This window comes from Streptosporangium sp. NPDC049644 (genome assembly GCF_040675205.1).
Lineage (GTDB): Bacteria > Actinomycetota > Actinomycetes > Streptosporangiales > Streptosporangiaceae > Streptosporangium > Streptosporangium fukuiense.
Map to the genome: position 1 here is coordinate 79,886 of NZ_JBFAOJ010000014.1, position 21,686 is coordinate 101,571.

Below are 21,686 nucleotides of genomic sequence, written 5' to 3' on the forward strand. Positions count from 1 at the left end.
GAACTCGCGGAGGACTCAGCGTTTCCTGGCGGTGAGCCTGCCCATGGACAGGGTGGCCTCGGCACCGTAGAAGCGGCCGACGCGCTCGGCCTCCCGCTCCAGCTCCTCGCTCCGGCCGGAATCGAGTTCGACGAACGACTCGACCTTGATCTCGACCTTGCCGCCCTTCTCCCTGCGCTCCCACATGCCGGACACGACCCCGTCGACGAGCATGACCTGGTGGGCGACCGCGCCCTCGTACCTGCCCCGGCCGTGCTCGAAGACGCGTCCGGCGGTGTCCTTGGGCACGACGACCTCCTTGGGGCCGCTGCCCAGGATGTACGCCTCGTACTGCGGCAGCAGCCGCAGGCAGCTCGCCTGTGACGGCCAGCGGCTCTCGTCGGCGGCGAGGACGTACGCCCTGCGGCCCTCGACCTCGACCTGGACGATCTCGTCGCCGAGCGACTCCAGCGCCTCGCGTGCCTCGGGCGGCCTGAGCGCGAACCAGCGGGCCAGGTCCTGGTGGGTGGCGGGACCGTAGGCGCGCAGGTAGCGGCGGATGATCTCCATCGCCGACTCCTCGGGGTCGGGCTGTTCGCCGAGCTCGACCTTCAGCCCCGCCCACCGGTCGGGCCTGACGTAGGTGACCTTGGCGCCCCGTACCGGCCCGAAGCAGAGCACGCCGAGGTAGGCCACCGGACGCAGCAGCTCGCCCCAGTTGGAGGCGAGCTTGTCCTTGGCCCAGGCCCCGACCCGGCCCGACACCTCCCCGGCCAGCTCCTCGCGGGTCAGGCACTCGCCGTCCAGTGCCTCGCGGACCGCGTCGACGAACGACTCGCCCTGTTTCGCGGTCAGCCCGTGGTGGGCGTGCCAGCTGCCCTTGGCGCGCCAGTAGGGCTTCCAGCGCATCGCCGCCAGCCACAGGGCCAGCTCGTCGGCGGCGTGCACGTGCAGGGTGCCGCGCAGGCTGTACGTCTTGACGAGGCGTTTGTCGTCGTAGAGCTCCGCGCGGACCTGCTCGCGGGTGGCGTCCCTCACCCGTGACCCGATGGCCAGCTCGGCCGCGGCGGCGACCTGTGCCTGCACCCCGCACACGTCACGCACGGGTTTCCGCAGGTCGCCGGAGACGGGTTTCACGAGATGGTGGCGGGCCAGCCGCCGCGCGTGGACCTGATCCCAGGTGAGCGAATTCATGGTGGATGCCTCTACCCCATCGGATGGAGCCGAACCTGGACGTGCTTGACGCCGTTGATGACCGGGGAGCGCAGGTAGTCGGGTGGTCCGAGCAGTTCGGCCGCCGACACCGAGGTCGCGAGCTCGTCCAGGAAGACGGTGAGCTCCAGCTCGGCGAGGGCGGCGCCCAGGCAGAAGTGCGGCCCGGAGCCGAACGCGACGTGCCCGTTGCGTGAGCTGCGGGGGCGTCCGACGTCGAACACCTCCGGCGCGTCGAACACCCGCTCGTCACGGTTGGCGGAGGTGTGCCAGATGACGACGTCCTGGCCCGGATGGATGGTCTTGCCGTACAGCTCGGTCTCGCGGGCGGCGCGGCGCAGCACGTGGCGGCTGGGCGAGGTCCAGCGCAGCAGCTCGCCGACCGCGCCTGGCACCAGCTCGGGTTCCTTGCGCAGCCGCTCCCACTGGTCGGGGTGCTCCATGAGGGCCAGCAGCCCTCCGACGGCGGCGTGCCGGGTGGTCTCGTTGCCGCCGAGCATCAGCACGTCGAAGAAGAGCAGGCACTCCTCCTCGCTGAGCACCCCCGCGTCCTGGGAGTGGGCCAGCAGGCTGACGATGTCGTCGCCGGGTGAGGCGCGCCGCCGCTCCACCAGGCCCTGGCAGTAGAGCAGGAGCCGGCCGTGCGCCTGGGCGGCGTTGGCGCGCACGTCGGAGGTCAGCTGGTACTCGCTGTCGTGCGAGCCGAACGCGGTGGAGGTGAGGTTGAGCATCAGGTCCCAGTCCTGGCGCGGCACGTCCAGCAGCGCGGAGATGCCCGCGACCGGCAGGGCCGCCACGACCTCGGCGAAGTCGCACTCGCCCCGCTCCAGCGCGTCGGCGAACACGTCCCTGACGACCGAGCGCAGGTACGGCTCCAGGGCGGCGATGGCCCGGGGCGTGAAGCACTTGTTGACCAGCTTGCGCAGCTCGGTGTGGCGGGGCGGATCGGTCGTATTGATCATCTTTCCGGAGCCCTGGTCACCGGTGTTGCGGTGCGGGCCAAGGGTGTTGGTCTGGTTGGAACTGAAGGTCCGGGGGTCCTTCTGCACCTTCACGCAGTCCTCGTAGCGGGTGACCGACCAGAAGCCCGGCTCCCTGCCCTCGGGGTTCCAGTACAGCGGGTCATGGTCGCGCAGGTGGCGGAAGACCTCGTGGGGTCTGTCTCCGACGTGCAGATCGGCGTCGGCCAGATCGACATCGGTCATTTACGAACCTCCCATTCCTCGGAGAAACTCCCGGCAGCTGTCATCTCGCCGGCGGGATGGCACTGATTTAAGCGGCGGGTTGTTCCGATTAAGGCGAAGGCGGGATTATAAACCGCCCGCCGGAGGGCCGCCCGGGCGTTTTTCCGCGTTTCCGATGACGTGGTTATCGTCCTCCCATGGTGCTACGTGTCAAGCTCGTCCTGTCATTGCTCACGGCCACCGCCCTGGTCGGAGGCGCTTCCCCGCCGGTGGAGCGGCCTGTCGCGGTGCGGGCCCCCGGACCGTTCACGATGCGGGACTTCCTGACCACGAAGAAACTCGGTCAGGTCGTCCCGTCCCCCGACGGTAAATCAGTGGCGGCGGTCGTGAAACGCGGCCCGAGCGAGTCGAGCAGATATGGCGCATCATTTGTCGATGGAAACGAGCGCGCCGACATCTGGATAGCGGACGGCGCGGGACCGGCCCGTGACGTGACGCACGGGGCGAAGGACGGCACCGGTCACTACAACCCGGTCTGGTCGCCCGACGGGCGCATGCTGGCCTTCGCCTCCACCCGGGGCGGCGACGACGTTTTCCTGCACGTGTGGGACCGGGAGAGCGGCGAGATCCGCAAGCTGACCCCGCGCGGAGTGCAGACGATGACGAACGCCTCCGGCTACCTGATCCAGTGGCTGGACTCCCGGCGGGTGATCGCGCCGATGGTGAACCCCGGCCGCTGGTCGCTGGAGTACGGGCAGTGGCTGGAGGCCCAGCGTGCCGCCCCGAAGGAGTGGGCCAAGGTCGAGCGCGGCAAGGAGAACACCGCCTCCGTGCTCGACAGCTCCACCGCCGACGGTGCGGACGCGCTGGACGAGGAGATCGCCGTCGTCGACGCCGTCACCGGCAAGATCACCTCAGCCGGGCCGGCCCGCACCTACACGGCGGGCAACCTGGTCGCCGACCCGACCGGGCGGCACATCGCCCGGGTGGACGACCTCGGCCCCACCCCCGCACGCGCCGGGCAGCTCAAGCGCGTCCTGGAACGGCGTACCCGGCTGGCGATCGCCTTCGCCTCCGGCGGGCAGCCACGCGTGGTGACCGAGGTGCCGAGTCCCTCGGTCACCGTGCAGCCCCGCTGGGCCGCCGACGGCGCCAACCTGCTGGTCGTCGGCAAGGCCACGCCGAAGACGCCCGACCCGTTCACCGCCTACCTGGTGCCCGCCGCCGGCGGGAAGGCCGCACCGCTGGCCGCCGACCGGCTGGTGGCCACCGGCCTGCTCTGGGGCGCGGGCACCCCGCTGGTGCGCGGCACGCAGGTCGCCAAGGCCGCCGATCCGGCGGCCCGCCAGGACTGGTGGGCGTTCGACCCGGCCGATCCCGCCGCCAAGCCGCGCGACCTGACCTCGCGGTTCAAGGTCCCCCCGCTGGAGCTGGTGCCGGTGAGCGGTGGCGTGCTGGGCGTGGCCGACGGGCGCGCCTGGCTGATCGACCCGCGTACCGGGCAGGCCCGCGACCTGAAGGCCACCGGCGCCGCCCCGCTGGCGGAGCTGGCCTGGCCGCTGGACGACGGGGTCAGGCGCAACGGCGTACGCCCCACCGACCGGGGCGGTGCCGAACCGGCCAACCCCCGGCTCGACCGCGACTTCCCCCTGGTGCTGGCGCGTGACACCAAGGGCGGCCTGTACGAGCTGGCGCCCGGCGCCGCGCCGGTGCTGACCCCGCTCCCGGCGCCGCACCCCGAAGCGGGCGTCGCCGGGTACTCCCCCGCCGGCCGCACCGCGGTCTTCGGCGCGGGCGGCGACCAGGGCACCGCGCTGTGGACCACGCACGCCGGCCGCCACACCCAGCGCATCTCGCTGAACGGCCACCTCGCCCAGGTGCTCCCCCCGCAGCGCAGGCTCGTCACCTACAAGGGCGCGGACGGGGAGAAGCTGACCGGCGCGCTGCTGCTGCCACCGGGCCACCGCGACGGGCAGCGTCACCCTCTCGTGGTCAACGTGTACGGCACCCGGATCGTCTCGACCCTGGAGGACGTGCCGGAGTTCCAGGTCAACAACCCGAGCTACCTGACCCTGCAGTTCCTGGCCGCCAATGGTTACGCCGTGCTCGTCCCGTCGATCCCCCGCCCCGAGGGCAAGGCGGCGGCCGAGCCGATGACCTGGCCGACCAAACCGATCATGAACGCGGTGGACGCCGCGATCGACGCGGGGGTGGCCGACGCCAAGCGGCTGGCGGTGATGGGGCACTCCTTCGGCTCCTACAACGTGCACAGCCTCGTCACCCAGACCGACCGGTTCGAGGCGGCGATCGCGATCTCCGGCTTCTCCGACGTGATCAGCAGCTACGGCGTGTTCGACGCCCGCTTCCGCTACACGCCGCGCGCGCAGGAATGGTTCGCGCCGGCCTACATCGAGGACCCGGCCTTCGAGTTCGGGCTGGGCCGGCCCCCGTGGGAGGACCCGCGGCGGTACGTGCGCAACAGCCCGCTGCTGCACGCGGGCAAGATCAAGACTCCGGTGCTCATGCTGCACGGCGAACGTGACTATCTGACCCACACCGGCTCCGAGGAGATGTACACGGCGCTGGCCAGGCAGGCCAAGAAGGTGCGGCTGGTCAGCTACTGGGGCGAGGCGCACATGCCGTACTCGATGGTCTCGCCCGCGAACTTCCAGAGCATGATCGAACAGGAGCTGGACTGGCTCCGGCTGAACCTGCCCGGGAGCGAGCGGTGAGGCTCTTCTCGCCCGTCCAGGAGCGGGCCTGGCTGGAACACCTGCTCGGCGATGCCGCGCCCGGCGGGATCTCCCTGCGGCTGCGGCTGACCGGCCCCCTCGACGAGGCGACACTGGGCGCGGCGCTCGGCGACCTGGCCGCGCGGCACGAGGTGCTGCGCTGGTCCCTGCCCGCCCGGGGCGACGGGCCGCGCCCGGTGGTCTCGGCCGGGGTCCTGCCCGTCCCGCGGGCGGTTCCGGTCGAGCCCGAGAAGCTCGGCGCGACGCTGGCCGAGCTGGAGTCCCGGCCGTTCGACCTGGTGACCGGGCCACTGGCCCGCGCCTCACTGCTGGCGCTCGGCCCGGCGGAGCACGTGCTGGTGCTGCGCGCGCACCCGTGCGTCACCGACGAGGGCTCGGCCGCCGTACTGGCCGCCGACCTGGCCGAGCTGTACCGGGCGCGAACCGAAGGGGACTCCCCGCACTTGCCCGATCCGCCCCGCGCACCGGTCGCGGGCGACCTCCCCCGCCCGCCCGCGACACCCTCTGACCTCCCTTCGCGCGCCGCGCCCACGCGGCCCCTGGCTTCCGAGGCCGATCGACCGGCAGGGCCGGCCGGCGTCGTTCCCACCGCGCCGCACGCCAGGCCCGAGTTCTGGCGTGCGGCACTGCGGGAGGTGCCGCCGCTGGAGGTGGCCACCGACCGCCCCCGCCCCGGGCACCGTTCCGGCGCGGGCGGGGCACACCACTTCGAGGTGGCCGTACCGGCCGGGCTGGGCGACCCTCCGCTCGCTGTGCTCACCGCGTTCACCGCGCTGCTGTCGCGCTGCTCGGGCCAGGAGCGCTTCACGATCGGCGTGCACTCCCCCGGCCGCGTCTCGGGGCCGCTCGGCGGGGAGCCGAACGAATTCTCCGGGACGGTGGGGCCGCTGGATGACTTCCTCCCGGTGCGCGTGGACCTGTCCGGCGACCCCGGCCCCGCCGCCCTCTCCGCCCGCCTGGAGCGAGCCGTCGGCGACGCCTGGCGGCATCGGCTGCCGCTGCAGGACGTGGCCGCCGCCGTCGCCCCGCCCCGCACCCCCAGCCGGGGCGCGCTGTTCGACGTGACGTACGGCGTCGTGCCCCCTCCCGTCACGCACCAGGCGGCGGGCCTGCGCCTGGAACCGTTCGACGCCCCGGACGCCGTCACTCCGTGGGCGGCCCGCGACCTGGACCTGCGCCTCACCACGGAGGCGTCGGTCAGTGGCCGTGAGGGCGGGGAGAGCGGCGACCGGCCGCGCGCTCCCCTCGCCGGGAACGGCGGGGCGGCCCTTCCAGAAGGCGGCGGCGAGCGGCTGCGGGCGACCCTCACCTACGCCGTCGACGTCTTCGACCACGCCACGATCCAGCTGATGGCCGCCCGCCTGGTCCGGTTGCTCGGTGAGATGTCCCGCCTCCCCGCCCGGCCGGTGCTCGACCTGCCGCTGGACGAGTGCTCCGGCCCTCTTACCGGCCCACCGGTGGCCGTGGACCCGGACTCCACCCTGGCCGTACTGATCGCCGCGCAGGCCGGGCGCACCCCCGGCGCGACGGCGGTGGACGGCGACGACGGGCGGCTCACCTACCGCGAGCTGGACGAGCGCGCCCGGGAGCTGGCCGGCCGGCTGGCCGCCGAGGGGGTGGGCCCGGGCACGGTGACCGCGATCTGCCTGCCCCGCTCGGCCCGGCTGGTCACGGTCGTGGCCGGGGTGCTGTACGCGGGCGGCGCGTTCCTGGCACTCGACCCGGCCCAGCCTGCCGCCAGGCTGGAGTACCTGCTGTCCGACGCGGCCGCGGCCGTCCTGGTGAGCACCGGGGAGATCCTCCGCGAACTGCCGCCGGGCGGGGGGCGCCGCCTCGACCTCGACCGGAGCGACCCGGCCGGCCGAGCGGGACCGACCGCCCCGGCCGGTCCCGCCGGGCCGCGCGACCTCGCGTACATGATCTACACCTCGGGCTCGACCGGCCTGCCCAAGGGGGTGCTGCTTGAGCACGCCGGCGCGTGCAACCTGGTCACGGCCCTCGCCTCCGAGCTGGGCATCGGTCCCGGCACGCGGCTGCTGCAGTTCGCGCCGCCGACCTTCGACGCCTGGGTCTGGGAGGTGTTCACCACGCTGACCTCCGGCGGCACCCTGTGCGTACCGGAGGCCGGGAACATCCTCGTGGGCCGGGCACTGAGCAGGTGCCTGTCCGGGCGCGAGGTGAACGCCGTGCTGCTGCCCCCCTCGGTGATCGCGACGCTGCCCGGCGACGACCCGCTGCCGGACCTTCGGGTGCTGGTGACCGGTGGCGAGGCGTGCCCCCCCGAACTGGTCGAGCGCTGGGGCACCGGCCGGCGCATGGTCAACGCCTACGGGCCGACCGAGGCGACCGTCATCGCGACCCTGGCCGACTGCTCGCCCGGCGAGGGCGTACCCCCGATCGGGCTGCCCATGGCGGGGGCGTACGCGCTGGTGCTGGACGCCGCGGGCCGGACGGCGCCACGGGGCGTGCCCGGCGAGCTGCACGTCGGCGGCGTGGGCGTGGCCCGCGGCTACCACCGGCGACCCGCGCTGACCGCCGAACGCTTCGTGCCTCTCGCCGGGCCGTTTCCCCCCGCACCGGGCCGGCCTCCGGCTCCTGGGGGGCGGCTCTACCGGACCGGCGACCTGGTGCGGCAGCGCCCCGACGGCCGCCTCGACTTCATCGGCCGGGTGGACCACCAGGTCAAGCACCGCGGCTACCGGATCGAGCTCGGCGAGATCGAGCAGACGCTGCGCGCCTGCCCCGGAGTGGACGACGCGGCGGTGACACTGGAGGACGACCAGCTGGTGGCCTACGTGTCCGTCCCCGTGTCCGTCCCCGTGCCCGCGTCCGCCCGCACCGCCTCCGGGCCGGTGACGGCGAAGGACGCCAGGGCATGGGCGGCCGGGCGACTGCCCGGCTACATGGTGCCGGGGACCGTGCACGTGCTGGACGAGCTGCCGCTGACGAGCGCGGGCAAGATCGACCGCCGCCGGCTGGCCTCCTCGGCCGCCCGCGCCGAGAAACACCCGGACGAGCCGCGTGACCGGCTGGAACTGGAGGTGCTGGAAGCCTTCCGGCGGGTGCTGGGCAACCGCCGGGTCGGCCCGCACGACACCTTCTTCGAGGCGGGCGGCGACTCACGGCTCGCGGTGACGCTGCTGGACCGCCTCCGTGGCGGCCTGCGCAGGCCGGTGGCGGCCCGCCTGCTGTGGGAACACCCCACGGCCGCGGGCTTAGCCTCGGCGCTGCGCGAACCCGGTTAGCTCCCCTCCCGGAAGCCCGCGCGGCTGAGGCGGCTCGTGAAGCTCCCGCGGCCTGTCCGGAGCCGAGCCGCACGGGGGCGGGTACGGGTGCCGCCATCGGAAGCCGTCCGGGGGGATGAGCGCCTCAAGATGCTCGCGTACCTGCGGTACCACGGCCTTGAGGTATCGGGCCGGGGTGACCGCCGGGTTTTCCGCGGCGAGCGTTACCAGGGCCTCGGCGCTCGACAGGAGGGTGTAACGGCGGGAGCGGCGGTTGTGGAACACGAAGTTGGGCTTGCTCCATGACGACTTACCGGCGTTTCTGGTCCGCGCGGCGGTGACGACGATGCGGCCGCCCCTGCGCCAGCCGTCACCGTGCCAGGCGTCCAACCACACCCGGTGCCCGTCGTAGATCCATTTCACGTCCCACGTGTGCTCGTGCAACACCTCCGCGTACCCGGAGAACGCGGCGGGACGAGGCGGGCGAGGTTCGCCCGTCTGCGGCGCGGCGGCATGCAGGGGCTCTTCTTGCCGGTAGCGGGCGTACTCATCGGGGTAGGCCGCCCTGAGCCTCTGCTCCAGGGGGCCGTGCACCTGCCGGAACAGCCGTAGGTCGTGTGCGCGGCGAAGCCTGCCGCGTTCCATCAGGCGAGTGCGCAGGTGGGTGAGGAAGGTGAGCTTGGGGGCCCAGTCCTCGACGGACGCGTCGTGCCGGGTATCGATCAGGTACCGGTCGGGAACGGCGAACCAGGCCCGGACGTGGCGCTCCCCGGTTTCGAGGCCGATCTGCTCGAAGGTCTGAGAGCCCAGCTCGACCAGGGCGTCATACCGCGGGCCAGCACAGCCACCCGGCCGTCCACCGGCCGGTCCATCGATGCGGTCACGACGAACCGTGCCTCTCGGCGACGCCGGCGGATCCTGGCCAGCCGCCGGTCCGCACGCAGGGTGTCGGGGTGCTCGATGCCAAAAGTGATCATCTTGCTCCACCACGAAAGCTGGTGGTTGCCCTCCTGGACGGTGAGGACCTCCTCCCACATCGTCCGCGCGCCGGGGGCCGACAACCACCGGGTGACGCCGGCGGGAAACCGGTTGAGGATCGCCTCCGCGACGGCCAGCAGACTGAAGACGTGGTCGTTGCGGCCATAGCGGGCGGTCAACTGCTCGGGGGTGATCCGCGGATCGAGTGCCGCGGCATCGACCAGCCGCATTACGTTGTCCATACCAGCCTCGCAGAAGTCGGCCACCACCCGGCGCCATGTCATTCTGATACGAGATGTCGACGCTCGGTGAGCATTTGGTACAACCGGCCCGCCGCGTGACCGGCTGGAGTTCGACCACGCCACCCGGCGACCACCACCTCCACAGGTTCCGGGAGATGACCGGAATCACCGGTTCGGGACAGCCGTGCGGGGCCGATGACCTGCCGATCTTCACCGCGGAACCAGCGGGCCATGATGCTCCGGGCGACCGGCGAGGTCATGCCGGTCGCCCGGAGCCGGCCGCTCACACACCCCTGATCCGCCCTTGGCCGCCGGCGCGAAAGCTAGTCGGACACGATCAGGTTCGGATCCGCCAGGGACTGCATCACGTCGTCGGGCATGTAGACCAGCGCCTGGAGCACGAGCGGATCGATGTAGCGGGCCTGGCCTGACGTGATGTCTTTCAGGACCGCTCTGGGTACCCGTCCTGAGGTGTCGACCGATATCTCGATGGAGGCGAACTCGTTGCCGACCACTACTCCGTCGACGAAGCCGGCGAGCGGCTCGTCCCGGCCGCCGCCCCGCTTCGAGCCATTGAGGTCGGTCACGGCATACCTCCGTCCGGTGTCTCGTTCACCGTCGATCAGATCAGGAACGTCATGTTGCCCAGCCGTTCGTCGGCGTCCAGCAACATCACTTTCTTCCGGCGCAGCTTGAAACCCGACGGCGAGCGCCACAGCGTGTAGTGGCAGCGAGCGGCGTAGAGCGACTTGCGGCCCAGCCGCAGCTCGACCATGATCGTCCGGGCCGTGACCTCGACGGTCCCGTCCTCGCCGTTCGGGTTCACCACGCGGATGTTCCCGACCACCCGGGACACCTTCGAGCGGGGCTCCTGCGAGTGAGCCCCTCCGGTCGTCAGCCGGAAGCAGCGTTCCTCCAGACGGGCGCGATCGTCGTAGATGATCGAGACGTGCTTCGCCGGGTCGTAGTCGTCGAGATTGCACGGCACCCAGTAGGTGCACTGGTCGTCCCAGAGCGCGAGCCACTCGTCATACGCGTTCGCGTCCGCCAGCTCGGCCTCGAGGAACAGGAACTCGGTCACCTCACCGAGCAGGGTCATGTCGGTCACCGTGCCTCTCCTTCGGTGTGCGCGGCCACGTCGGCCGCTGCCGCGGGACCGTCGCTCATGGCGCGCAGCCACGCCCCCATCTGGGCGCGCTGCGGCACCTCGTCGGTGACGTTGCCGACCAGCGAGCCGTCCTCCTGGGGTTCGACCGTCAGCCCGCGCGCGAGGACCAGCCACGGGATGTGGTCGGCCTGAAGCCCGATCTGGTTGCGCTCGAAGATCTCGGTGTCATCGGGCGTGCCGAAGCTGGCAACGCCGCTGAACCACTCGAAGGAGCGGATCCTCTCCGTGTTGACGGAATCCGGAACACCGTCCAACATCGCCGGATAGCTCATCACCTCGGTGCGTCCCGCGGCGAGCGGGCGGACGACGCGCACCTGGGAGCCGATCAGCTGCAGGTTCGGCCAGACGTGGATGTGCACGTCGCGGGAGCGGCGGATCACCTCGGGCGCGTCGTCTCCGTACGCCTCGGTCATCAGGCTCATGTACTCACGACCGTCGGCGGTGTCGGGGATCCCGGCGGCGATCGACGTGTTCGACGCGGCCCCGACGACGACCTTGTCCTTCCCGGTCAGGTCCAGCCGGCAGTGACCGTTGCCCAGGTCCCAGCTCTCGTTCGACGACTTGTCGGAGTTGCCGGCGCCCCGTTTGTAGGAGGCGCCCTGCTTGCGCTGACGCAGATCGAGGACCGTCTTGTGGGTGAAGTTGGTGTGGTAGCCGTCCATGCCCACGAACTTCCAGTTGCCCCAGAACATCGACTTGGACGTTCCCGCCGACAGGCTCACGGTGCCCTGAGGCGACGCCTTGACGAAGTCCTCCAGGTAACCGGCGGCTTTGCCCAGGTGTTCGGCCAGCGTGGGGCCTTCCTCCGCCATCGAGGCGAAGACGAACCCCGAGGCGGACCCGACGCGGGGGACCCGGCCGAGACCGAGTGTGCTCTTGTCGAAGTCGTCGCCGTACCGGGACGGGTACGGAACGCCGACCAGGTCTCCTGAGGAGTTGTACGTCCAGCCGTGATAGGGGCAGCGGAAGAAGGAGGCGTTGCCGTACTCCTCCATGCACACGGCGGCACCGCGGTGCCGGCAGCGGTTGAAGAAGACGCCGATCTCACCGTCGGCGCCACGTGAGACGATGAGCTGCTTCTCGCCGATCCACTTCGTGCAGTAGTCGCCCGGCTGCGGAATCTCCGACTCGTGCGCCACGAACACCCAGTAGCGATAGAAGATGTTCTCGAGTTCGGCCTTGTATATGTCTTCGCTCGTGAAGACCGCGGAGTGCACGCGGTCCGGCTGGATCAGTTCAGCGAAATGAGCCACAGCCCCACAACCTTTCTCTCCCACGTCCAGACCCTGTCCTCGGGAATGCCGCGCACCTCACGTCGGGACACCTTCCGGTTCCGGACCTCGTGGTTGCGGCGGCGCCTCGGCCGCTACCGCGCCCCGCTCTTCCGTCGCCAGGGGCCCGGACCGCCGACCGGCGAGGGGACCTGCGGCGACGCGGGAGTGGACGGGGCAGTAGCGTGTCCGGTCATGGACGCGACGGACTCATCGGCGTTCTCGTACGAAACGAGCGGGCTTGCGGCCCCGCATGGCGGCCTGCACGCTCATCCTGTACGAGAAGTAAGTGTATCCACTCTTCAGTGTACATACAATGCTCAATCCTCGAAGGTCGCCATGATCTCGTCCAGCGGAGTCCGCGCGGCCAGCGCACGACGCAGCGCGAGCAGCCGCGACGGCGCGTTCAGCGCGAAGGCGCCGGCGAGTCCCCCGTCGCGGACGTACAACGCGACCAGGCTGTCACCGGCCGGGCCCTCGAGGACGATCCGAACCTCGTCTTCAGCCCTCGGCCGGCCGACGATCTGCAGCCGGCTGCCGTACTGATCCGACCACACGTACGGGACCGGCGAATAAGCGCGTGGACTGTCCGGACGCGCGATGTTCCACGCCACGACCCCCGCCTGCTCGACGGCGTTCGTCCAGTGCTCGATGCGCATCGGCTCGTCGTACAGCGGGTTCGGCCAGCGTGCGACGTCGCCGGCCGCGAAGACGTGCGGTGCGCTCGCGCGGCAGAACTCGTCGCAGACGACGCCGTCGGCCACGTCGAGTCCCGATTCGGCCAGCCAGTCCGTGTCGGGAGTCGCACCGATGCCGACGACCACCACGTCACAGTCCAACGTCGTGCCGTCGTCGAGGACAACGCGCCGGCCACCCGCGCCGTCGTCACCGACGTCGCTCACCGAGCGGCCCAGGACGAGCTGGACCCCCCTGCTCTCGTGCAGCCGCGCGAGCCGCTTGCCGACGAGGTCGCCGAGAACCCGGCCGAGCGGGAACGCGTACGGCTCGACGACGGTGACGCTCGCCGACCTCACGGTCGCCGCCGCGGCCACCTCCGAACCGATGAACCCGGCTCCCACCACCACGACCCGGGCCGGCGCGTCGACGACGTCGCGAAGGTCCAGGGCATCCCGCAACGTACGCAGGTAGTGGACACCGGGACGCGCCGGCGCCGCGGGCAGCCTCCGGGGCACGGAGCCGGTGGCGATGACCAGATCGGAGTACTCGATCGCCGTGCCGTCGGCCAGCCGCACCGTACGTGCCCCGACGTCGAGACCGACGGCGCGGCAACCCCGCCGCAGTTCGATCCGGGCCCTGTCCAGATCCGCCTGCGAGCGCAACATGACCGACTCGGCGCTCCCGCGCCCCGTGAGGATCTGCTTCGACAGCGCGGGACGGTCGTACGGGAGGTCCGGGCCCGCTTCGAGGATGGTGATGCCGCCCTCGAACGAGAGCCGGCGCAGCCCTTCCGCGGTCCGCACACCGGCGATCGAGCCACCGATGATCAGAACGTCACTGCGGTCGGTCATCCGTCGACCCCGATGGCCTCCGCCGGGCAGGCGAAGGCCGCGGTACGCGCACGCTCCTCGTCGGCTCGGTTCACCGTCCCGTCACCGATCAGATGGGCACGGTTGTCATCACCCATGCGGAACAGATCGGGTGCGAGGGCGACGCACTCGCCGAACCCGCAGCACTTCTCGAACTCGATGTACAGCTTCACGAGAACTCCCTGATATTAGGTGGTCGTGACCGTGACGGCCCTGACCAGGGCCGCCCGGAGCACGTGCCCCTCCATGACGTCCACGTCCCTCCGGAACGACACCGCCGGCGGCACGGCGAGGCAGCCGGTCGCCGCTCGCCGTGCCGCCAGGACACCATCAAGCCCGCCCGTAGCCGTACGGATTGACCCGGACGTCCACGACGACCGTGCCGCCCGCGCCGACCTCGTCGAACGCCTTGGCGAGCACCTGTTGCAGCTCACCCGGGTCCAGGACCGGACCGTACGCCGACAGCCCGTGACCACGGGCGATCGTCGCCAGGTCCGGGTCGGGATCGCGCAGGTGCTGGCCCACGGTCCGGTTCTCGGCCGGGCGCGAGCGTCGCTCCGCGACCTGCTGCTGGTGTCCCTCGTCGTTGAAGTACGACCGGTTGTTCGCGACGATCACCAGCAGCGGCAGCCGGTAGTGGGCGGCGGTCCAGAGTGCCGAGCCGCCCATCAGGTAGTCGCCGTCTCCCAGCACGGCGACCGGCACGCGGCCCGTCCCGTCCAGGGCCAGCGCGGCCCCGACGGCGATACCGGGCCCGGAGCCGACACCGCCACCGCCGTCGCGGCCGAGATAGTCCAGCGGTTCGGAGAACAGCGCGTCCTCCCCGGACCATCCCAGCGGGAGTGTGGTGTAGCTGATCCTCCTGTCACCGGCGGCCTCGCGGATCGCCGCGGCGAGGTCGGACATCAGAATGGGGTCGCCCTCGACCTCCGGGCGGCCGACCGGCCGCGTCGCCGGAAGCGCCGGGGGCCAGTCGGGCCGCTCGACCGGCGGGTTCCCGTCCACCCGGGCCAGCAGGGCCGAGACCATCTGGTCCGCGCCGGCCGTGACCTCCAGGTCCGAGGAGACCAGCGCGAAGTGGTCCTTGGTCCACCCGTTGAGCAGGGCTCCCAGGTTCTTGCAGTGGACCACCGTAGGCCGCGGGCCGTCCCCGAACGCCGCGGTGAGAGTACCCGAGAGCTCCGTCCAGTTCAGGCTGATGATCAGGTCGCTCTGGCGCACCAGCTCGGCACCGGACTTGCTCAGCCGGCCCGCACCGGGTTTGGCGGGGTGGCGTGGATGTTCGGTGGGGAAGACGGCCGGCATGCGCATGTCGGTCAGGCAGCAGGCGCCCAGCGCCTCGACCAGAGCCACCCGCCGGTCCCATTCCTCCTCGGTGCGGCCGGCTCGTCCCAGGAGCACCAGCGGCCGCTCGGCCGAGGCGAGCATCGCGAGGATCTCACCGACCGTGCCCGCGTCCGGCGCGGGGTCGGTGGGTGCCGGATACCGCTCGGGCTCCGGGATCCCGACAGAGTCGTCGACCTCGCACTCCTGGATCTCGGAGTCGAGGCAGATGTAGACCGGGGCGGACGGCTCGGCCCGGGTGAGGCGGTACCCGCGCATCACCGACTCCAGCGCCGCCTGCACAGAGCCTGGCTGATCGTCCCACTTCACGTAGTGGCGGACGATCGCCGCCTGGTCGGCGGACGTGTGAACCCAGTCGATCCACGGCCGGCGCTTCGCGGCGTCCAGCGGGCCGGTCGCGCCGATCAGGACCATGGGGGCGCGGTCGCAGTAGGCGTTGTAGATCGCCATCGCGGCGTGCATCAGGCCCACGTTGCTGTGGAGCCCCACGAGCATCGGCCGGCCGGTCACCTTGGCGTACCCCTGCGCGATGGCGACGGAGTGCTCCTCGTGCAGGCACACGATCATCTGCGGCCCGGTGTTGCCGAGGTAGTTCACCAGGCTGTCGTGCAGTCCCCGGTAGCTGGAGCCGGGGACCATGGCGATGTAGGGCAGATCGAGACGGCTGAGCAGTTCCGCGATGGCGTCGCTGCCCCATTCCATGGGGGGCCGTTCGGTGATCGGCACGTTCAACTGTTCTGGCTTCACGGAGACTCCACTCGCATCTGCTCGGCAGCCGTCGTCCGCTCACACATGGACGTGCACCGTCTTCGTCTCGGTGTAGCTGAGCATCTCGTCGAAGCACTCCTCACGTCCGGTGCCGGAGTTCTTGAAACCGCCGAACCCGGTGCCGAGGAAGTGCCGCGACACACCGTTCACCCAGACGTAACCGGCGCGGACGTCGCGCGCGGCCCGCATGGCCTGCTTCAGGTCGTTGGTCCAGATGGACGCGGTCAGGCCGTACTCGACGTCGTTGGCCAGCTCCATCGCCTCGTCGACGTCCCGGTAGCGGATCAGGGACATCACCGGACCGAAGATCTCTTCCCGGAAGATGCGCATATCCCGGGTGACGTCGGCGAAGACCGTCGGGCGGATCCAGTAGCCGCGCTCGAACTCGGGGCCTTCCGGGCGGGTGCCGCCGGCGACCAGGCGCGCCCCGTCCTCGATCCCCGCCTGGATGTAGCCGAGTGCCTTCTCGTACTGCGCCCGCGAGTTCATCGGACCCGCACCGGACTCCTCGCTGGCGGGGTCGCCCTGGACGATCGCCTCGGCCTTCGCGACCACGCGCTCCAGGACCGCGTCGTAGAGCGAGTCCGGGAGCAGAATCCGGCTCATCGAGCCGCAGGACTGGCCCATCCAGGCGAAGTTCATGCCGGCGACCGCGCTCGCGGCGACCTGGTCGGGGTCGGCGTCGGGGAACACGATCATCGGGTTCTTGCCGCCCAGTTCCAGGCTGACGTGCTTGACGGCCACCTCGGCGGCCGCACGCTGGATCGCCAGCCCTGTCGGCACAGAACCGATGAAGGAGATCCGCTTCACCAGCGGGTGGCGCACCAGCGGGACGCCGGCGCCGGCCCCGTCGCCGGTCACGATGTTGACCACGCCGGGCGGCAGCGTCTCCCGCACGATCTCGGCGAGGACACCGGCCGACAGGGGCGACTGCTCCGACGGCTTGATCACCACGCAGTTGCCCGCCATGAGCGGGGCCCCGAACTTCGCGGCGAACAGGATCGGGTGGTTGAACGGCACGATCCGCCCCACCACCCCGTAGGGCTGGCGGACGGAGTAGTGCAGCGCGTCGGCGCTGGCGGGGATCGTCTCACCCTTGAGCTCGGTCCCGAGGCCGGCGAAGTACTCGATGCCGCGCACCGCGCTCGCGACGTCGTGGCGGAGCTTGGCGATGGTGTTGCCGGTGTCGCGGACCTCGATGTCGAGGATCCGCTTGCCCTCTTCCCTCAGGCGCTGCGCGTAGCCTCGCAGCGCGTTGGCGCGCTCGGTCATCGACAGTCCGGCCCACGCGTCGAAGGCCCCCGCCGCGGCCTCCACCGCCGCGTTCACATCCTCCGGTCCGGCGGCGGGCATCCGGCCGATGACCTCCTCGTTGGCCGGGTTCACCGACTCCAGCCAGTTCGAGGTCCGGCTCTCCACGAGTTCGCCGCCGATGAGCATCCGCCCATCAATGAATTCCGACACGTGCACTCCTTGCCTTCGCGTCACCCATGTATCGGCCTGGGTCGCGTTCTCAGTTCGACGTCCGTGGAGGACGTCTCGGACAGTTGGGTCGACCAGCCGGCGCCGGGCCGCGGGTGTGGAGCCGACCCCACACCCACGGCCGTTTCGGGTCACCGTCGACGTCCGACCCCGGTGGACGACTCAGTTGGCGGACAGGTCCACGAAGATCTTGCGCCAGTCGTCCGGCACGGGCTGACCCGTCGCCTTCATGAAGGCGACCAGCCTCTCGGCGGACTCCTCACTGACCTCGGGCTGCTTGGCGATGGCACCGCCGTCCCGCTGGTCCTTGACCCCCGACAGCACGGCGTCCTTGGGGCTGCCCTCGAACTTCTCCTTGTAGATCCACTCGTCGACCACCGCGGAGTTCTCGTAGACCTCCTTCTGCGCCTCCCCCAGAGCCTTCCTGAAGTCCGCCACGAGCTCCTTGTTGTTCTTGTAGAAGTCCGGGGTGACCGCGACGACCGACGTCAGGGTGTTGGTCAGCTCAGGCACCTCACCGCCGCTGACGTTGACGAAGAGCTTCGCGTAGCCCTCCGACTCCGCCACCTGCGGGTAGGGCGAACCCATGCTGCCGGCGACGACCTTCTCGCTCTTGAGTCCGGCCAGGGTCCCCGAGGCGGAGCCCATCGAGTTCATCTTGAAGTCGTCCGCGGACAGGCCGGCCAGCTGGAACATGTACTTGGCCATGTAGCTGCTCGACCCCTGGGGGCTGGAGACGCCCCACGGCTTGCCGGCGAGGAACTTCATCTTGTCCTTCAGCGATGAGTCGTCCTTCAGACCGCTCTCCTTCCAGGCGGAGGCGGTGATGATGACCGACTCGGGAAATCCGTTGCCGACCTGCGCGATGATCGGGAACTCCTGGCCCTGCTGCAGGGCCGCCATCGGGTTCACCGACGAGGTGATCGCCATGTCGGTGCTGCCGCCGAGGGTCGCCTGCAGGCTGCCACCACCGTGGACCTCGATGAACTCCGCCTCGATGTTGTGCTTCTTGAGGATGCCGGTGCCCTGCGCGTACAGGATGGCCGAGTTCATCGTCGAGATGAACGGCGCCGCGATCCGGATCTTCCGATTGCCGGTCTTCGCATCCGCCGCGATCGTCTCGCCGCCACCTCCGCAGGCGGTCAGCGTCCCGGCCGTGAGCAACACGCTCAAGGCGATAGTCGCCAGCCGGCGCGTTCCCCGCGTCCGGGCCTTGTTGTCAGATGTGGTCATCCACGTGCTCCTTCACCTTGCCACAGCGCTACCTTGCGCTGAATTGCCCCCAAGACCGAGTCGATGGTCATCGCCGTGACGGTGATCGTCAGAACCGCGACGAGCACCCCCGCGGAGTCATAGCGCTGACCGGAATCAAGAGCCAGATGGCCGAGGCCCTGCGAGGACGCCACGAACTCGCCGACCACCGCGCCGATCAGCGCGACCGGGAACGCGACGCGCAGGCTGGTGAGCAGCCAGGTCGTCGCCGACGGCAGGTAGAGGCCGGTGATGATCTGGCGCTGGTTCGCACCCATCAGGCGCATCTGGTCGAGCAGGTTGTGGTCGATGCGCCGGGTGGCGTTCCACACGTTGTAGAAGATCACCCACATGCAGGAGAACGCCGCGACGAACACCTTCATGGTGAGGTCGACGCCGACCCAGACCACGATGAGCGGTGACAGCATGATCTTCGGCATCGAGTAGAGCATGGCGGCGAACGGTGCGATGACCCGCGAGGTGGACTCGTAGATGCCGAAGAGCAGGCCCAGCGTGCTGCCGACCAGCGCGCCGATCGCGAAGCCGAGGCCGCAGGCCTGCATGGTGTAGGACAGGTGCGAGAGGAGCTTGCCGCCCTCCATGAACTGACCGAAGCGTTCGACGACCGTCGTCGGGCTTGAGATGATGAACACCGGAAGAAGCCTGCCGCTGGCGAACTGCCACGCCGAGCAGAAGACCACCACGATGGCGATCCGGATCCCCCAGAGTTTGGCCAGGTCGAGCAGCCGCTCCCGGCGTTGTTCCCGGTCCTGCGCCGGCCTGGCGGGACCGGACGCCCTCTTGGACGCCGACTCGGGTACCACTGTCTCCGTCGTCATGAGATTCCCCTCCCGCTGCGAGTCGCGGCGGTCACAGCCTGGTCGTCATCGTGTTCCAGAGCGGGGTTGCTCAGTGCGACACCGTCATCCGACAGGTTGCCGGCGATCGTCTTCCACAACCTGGCTTCGTGCACCGCGTAAGCGGGCGTCTGCCGGAGCTCGACGGGCGAGACCCCGCGCGGAAGATCCTCGAGCGTGTCGATCTGGTCGACGGTTCCCGGCGCTCCCGCCATGGCGACCACCTCGTCACCGAGGGTCAGCGCCTCGTTCAGATCGTGGGTCACGAAGATCGTGGTGAGGTCGGTTCCCTCGATCCGGGACTTCAGGAACTCCTGCATCCGCACCCGGAGCACCGCGTCCAGGGCACCGAACGGCTCGTCCATGAGCAACAGCGTCGGCTCGGTGACCAGGGTGCGTCCGAGTTGGACGCGCTGCCGCATGCCCCCGGAGAGTTCCCGCGGGTAGTGGTTGAGCCAGTCCCCCAGACCGACGCTCGCGGCCATCTCGGCCGCTCGCTCACGACGCTCCGCCCGCGACACACCTTTGATCTTGAGCGGTAGCGCGATGTTGCCCAGGACCGTCTTCCAGGGCAGCAACGTCTCCCGCTGCGTGACATAACCGATGCCCGGGTGTAGCTTGCGCCACTCCTTGCCGAGGTACCGGAACTGCCCGTTCGAGACCTTCAGCAGGCCCGAACACACGTGCAACAGCGTGGACTTGCCACACCCACTGGGCCCGACCACGCACACGAAGCGTCCCTTGGGCACGGTGAGGTCGACATCCACCACAGCGGGACGGATCACACCCTTGCCGGGGTAACGTACCGTCACATCCTTGAACTCCACCACGGGCACCTCGGCGTTGCCCACGCCGGTGCCCGGAGGCGAAAAGTCGCCCAACTCTCAGTCCTCCTCAACCTGCCTCGTCTGCTTGAGCAGTCCGGGGACGTCTATCTGCGATACGGGTTCTGGTCATCCACAAACGGCCGCTGTCCTCGTGCTACGCGGTGCCGGCTGCCGGCGCGACCGTGTCATCGCTCGAACCGTAACGACCCGTGAGGCCTAGGTGTATACAGATTACTGACGCCGCAACGTGTGTCAATAGTTACATCGAGATGACCCCCACGTCACAGGCGGAGGATCGGGCGGTCCCCCGGATGCGCACGCAGGCGAACACCGAGGCCGGGACCGGTGAGCCCGCGCATCCGGCGCGGCGGGCAACGAGCCGGCCACGGAGTGGCGTGGGCCTGTCCAGCTGCGCGAAGAAGTCACCCGCGCCGGGCCGGCCGGGTGGCCGAGGACCTGCCCTGGCGTTCGAGTGTGGCGACTGTATACTTTCGCCGCTCAAGAGTTCCGAAATCGGAGGCCGGGAATGGCAATACAGCTGCGCGGCACCTTCTCGCTCAACCCTCGCGTGGCGCCGCTCGTCGACGGCACCGTCCAGCCCAGGGGCATCGAGATCACCTGGGAGCGCGGCAACGCGGGCGACCTGCACACGATGCATCTCCGCGACAGCGCGCACGACGTGTTCGAGTTCTCCATCTCGAACTTCATCGTCACCCGCGAACGTCCCAGGGACCTGTGGGACTGGGTGATGATCCCGGTTTATGCCAGCAAGGCCACCCTCGGGCTGAACACGTGGGTGAACACCGACGCGGGTATCGAGGGCGGCGCCGACCTGAGGGGCAAGAAGTTCGGGATCCCCGACTACACCATGACGGCGGGCCTCTGGTTCCGGGCGCAGCTTGAGGTGCTCTGGGGTATCGGCCCCCAGGACATCGAGTGGTACATCGGGCGGCAGGGCGAGGAAAGCCACGGCCGGCAGATGGGCTTCGAACTGAATCCGCCCAGCGGCGTCACGCTGCACTGGACCGGCGGCGGCGATGTGAACCGCATGCTCCAGACCGGGGAACTGGACGCCGCGTTCCCGGCGGGCGGGACCGCGATCGACACCTCGACGGGCAGGGTGGCGCGGCTCTTCCCCGACGGGGGCCGTCGGTTCATGGCGGACTTCAAGCGCAGAACCGGCTTCCTGCCCGTCAACCACGTCGTGCTCGTGCAGCGGCGCCTCGTCGAGAAGGAGCCATGGGTGCCCGAGGCGCTTTTCGAGGCGTTCGAAGCCGCCAAGCAGGAGGCGTACCGGCGAGACCGCAAGGCCGCCGGTGTCTTCCTCGACGGGAACGACGACATGGACTGGCAGGCGTCGGTCTTCGGGGCGGACCCGTTTCCGTATGGGTTCGCCGCCAACAAGGCGATGCTCGACATGGCCGCGAGGCAGTCGAACCTGGACGGACTGACGGTCACCCCCTGGGACGTCGAACAGTTCGTCGCGGAGAGCCTCCGCGGTACGTGAGCGTGGTCGAGCCCCACCCTGCCTCACCGTGTCCCACCGTGTTTCACCGTGTTTCACCGCGCCCTGCCGTGGACAGGGCGCGGTGGGGCGGC

The 21,686-nt window shown here is 70.3% G+C and carries 17 protein-coding genes; 3 read left to right on the top strand and 14 right to left on the bottom strand.

Annotation, left to right across the window (positions count from 1 at the left end; genetic code table 11):
- Positions 1-15 precede the first annotated feature (15 nt).
- Both AB0J58_RS11015 and AB0J58_RS11020 read right to left on the bottom strand, forming a co-directional pair.
- Entirely contained in the window at positions 16-1,173 is a 1,158-nt protein-coding gene (locus AB0J58_RS11015) for a winged helix DNA-binding domain-containing protein (protein ID WP_364213305.1), read from the bottom strand.
- Positions 1,174-1,184: 11 nt separating this feature from the next.
- The gene (locus AB0J58_RS11020; RefSeq protein ID WP_364153637.1) at positions 1,185-2,396 is read right to left on the bottom strand and encodes a cytochrome P450; all 1,212 of its coding nucleotides are present in this window, start codon (positions 2,394-2,396) and stop codon (positions 1,185-1,187) included.
- Positions 2,397-2,572: 176 nt separating this feature from the next.
- Here AB0J58_RS11020 and AB0J58_RS11025 point away from each other — a divergent pair, with 176 nt between their 5' ends.
- Positions 2,573-5,107, top strand: coding sequence for a prolyl oligopeptidase family serine peptidase (locus tag AB0J58_RS11025; protein WP_364213308.1), 2,535 nt, complete (start codon positions 2,573-2,575; stop codon positions 5,105-5,107).
- Positions 5,104-8,373, top strand: a complete 3,270-nt coding sequence (locus AB0J58_RS11030) for an amino acid adenylation domain-containing protein (RefSeq protein WP_364213311.1) — start codon at positions 5,104-5,106, stop codon at positions 8,371-8,373. Before AB0J58_RS11025 ends, AB0J58_RS11030 begins: the two co-directional genes overlap by 4 nt.
- Here the strand turns inward: AB0J58_RS11030 and AB0J58_RS11035 are convergent.
- From AB0J58_RS11035 to AB0J58_RS11090, 12 genes are all read right to left on the bottom strand, one after another.
- Positions 8,344-8,997, bottom strand: a complete 654-nt coding sequence (locus AB0J58_RS11035; RefSeq protein WP_364213314.1) for a hypothetical protein — start codon at positions 8,995-8,997, stop codon at positions 8,344-8,346. The genes AB0J58_RS11030 and AB0J58_RS11035 overlap by 30 nt on opposite strands.
- A gap of 77 nt (positions 8,998-9,074) precedes the next feature.
- A complete protein-coding gene (locus tag AB0J58_RS11040) occupies positions 9,075-9,614 on the bottom strand; it encodes a hypothetical protein (protein ID WP_364213317.1) in 540 nt (179 codons plus the stop codon).
- Between the two features lie 281 nt (positions 9,615-9,895).
- Entirely contained in the window at positions 9,896-10,159 is a 264-nt protein-coding gene (locus AB0J58_RS11045; RefSeq protein WP_364213320.1) for a hypothetical protein, read from the bottom strand.
- 35 nt (positions 10,160-10,194) lie between these two features.
- A complete protein-coding gene (locus AB0J58_RS11050; protein WP_364213450.1) occupies positions 10,195-10,671 on the bottom strand; it encodes an aromatic-ring-hydroxylating dioxygenase subunit beta in 477 nt (158 codons plus the stop codon).
- A 5-nt stretch (positions 10,672-10,676) separates the two neighbouring features.
- Positions 10,677-11,993, bottom strand: coding sequence for a Rieske 2Fe-2S domain-containing protein (locus AB0J58_RS11055; protein ID WP_364213323.1), 1,317 nt, complete (start codon positions 11,991-11,993; stop codon positions 10,677-10,679).
- 338 nt (positions 11,994-12,331) lie between these two features.
- On the bottom strand, positions 12,332-13,540 hold the full coding sequence (locus tag AB0J58_RS11060; RefSeq protein ID WP_364213326.1) for an FAD-dependent oxidoreductase: 1,209 nt from the start codon (positions 13,538-13,540) through the stop codon (positions 12,332-12,334).
- Entirely contained in the window at positions 13,537-13,731 is a 195-nt protein-coding gene (locus tag AB0J58_RS11065; protein ID WP_364213329.1) for a ferredoxin, read from the bottom strand. The genes AB0J58_RS11060 and AB0J58_RS11065 overlap by 4 nt, the downstream gene beginning before the upstream one ends.
- 157 nt (positions 13,732-13,888) lie before the next feature.
- Positions 13,889-15,649 carry a thiamine pyrophosphate-binding protein gene (locus AB0J58_RS11070; RefSeq protein WP_364213332.1) on the bottom strand — a complete coding sequence of 587 codons (1,761 nt, stop codon included), beginning with the start codon at positions 15,647-15,649 and terminating at the stop codon, positions 13,889-13,891.
- Positions 15,650-15,688: 39 nt separating this feature from the next.
- Entirely contained in the window at positions 15,689-17,134 is a 1,446-nt protein-coding gene (locus tag AB0J58_RS11075; protein ID WP_364213335.1) for an aldehyde dehydrogenase family protein, read from the bottom strand.
- A 180-nt stretch (positions 17,135-17,314) separates the two neighbouring features.
- Complete coding sequence (locus AB0J58_RS11080) at positions 17,315-18,385, bottom strand: ABC transporter substrate-binding protein (protein WP_343969156.1); 1,071 nt, start codon at positions 18,383-18,385, stop codon at positions 17,315-17,317.
- Positions 18,382-19,242: an ABC transporter permease gene (locus AB0J58_RS11085; RefSeq protein ID WP_364213338.1), complete on the bottom strand. Its 861-nt coding sequence runs from the start codon at positions 19,240-19,242 to the stop codon at positions 18,382-18,384. Before AB0J58_RS11085 ends, AB0J58_RS11080 begins: the two co-directional genes overlap by 4 nt.
- Entirely contained in the window at positions 19,239-20,141 is a 903-nt protein-coding gene (locus AB0J58_RS11090) for an ABC transporter ATP-binding protein (protein ID WP_343969160.1), read from the bottom strand. The genes AB0J58_RS11085 and AB0J58_RS11090 overlap by 4 nt, the downstream gene beginning before the upstream one ends.
- A gap of 472 nt (positions 20,142-20,613) precedes the next feature.
- Here AB0J58_RS11090 and AB0J58_RS11095 point away from each other — a divergent pair, with 472 nt between their 5' ends.
- Positions 20,614-21,594, top strand: coding sequence for a hypothetical protein (locus AB0J58_RS11095; RefSeq protein WP_364213341.1), 981 nt, complete (start codon positions 20,614-20,616; stop codon positions 21,592-21,594).
- The last annotated feature ends 92 nt before the right edge of the window (positions 21,595-21,686 follow it).

Excerpts from the sequence above, each read along its gene's own strand:
- AB0J58_RS11015 (WP_364213305.1), bottom strand. The coding sequence starts at position 1,173 with ATGAATTCGCTCACCTGGGATCAGGTCCACGCGCGGCGGCTGGCCCGC.
- AB0J58_RS11020 (WP_364153637.1), bottom strand. The coding sequence starts at position 2,396 with ATGACCGATGTCGATCTGGCCGACGCCGATCTGCACGTCGGAGACAGA.
- AB0J58_RS11025 (WP_364213308.1), top strand. The coding sequence starts at position 2,573 with ATGGTGCTACGTGTCAAGCTCGTCCTGTCATTGCTCACGGCCACCGCC.
- AB0J58_RS11035 (WP_364213314.1), bottom strand. The coding sequence starts at position 8,997 with ATGGAACGCGGCAGGCTTCGCCGCGCACACGACCTACGGCTGTTCCGG.
- AB0J58_RS11040 (WP_364213317.1), bottom strand. The coding sequence starts at position 9,614 with ATGACATGGCGCCGGGTGGTGGCCGACTTCTGCGAGGCTGGTATGGAC.
- AB0J58_RS11050 (WP_364213450.1), bottom strand. The coding sequence starts at position 10,671 with ATGACCCTGCTCGGTGAGGTGACCGAGTTCCTGTTCCTCGAGGCCGAG.
- AB0J58_RS11060 (WP_364213326.1), bottom strand. The coding sequence starts at position 13,540 with ATGACCGACCGCAGTGACGTTCTGATCATCGGTGGCTCGATCGCCGGT.
- AB0J58_RS11080 (WP_343969156.1), bottom strand. The coding sequence starts at position 18,385 with ATGACCACATCTGACAACAAGGCCCGGACGCGGGGAACGCGCCGGCTG.
- AB0J58_RS11085 (WP_364213338.1), bottom strand. The coding sequence starts at position 19,242 with ATGACGACGGAGACAGTGGTACCCGAGTCGGCGTCCAAGAGGGCGTCC.
- AB0J58_RS11095 (WP_364213341.1), top strand. The coding sequence starts at position 20,614 with ATGGCAATACAGCTGCGCGGCACCTTCTCGCTCAACCCTCGCGTGGCG.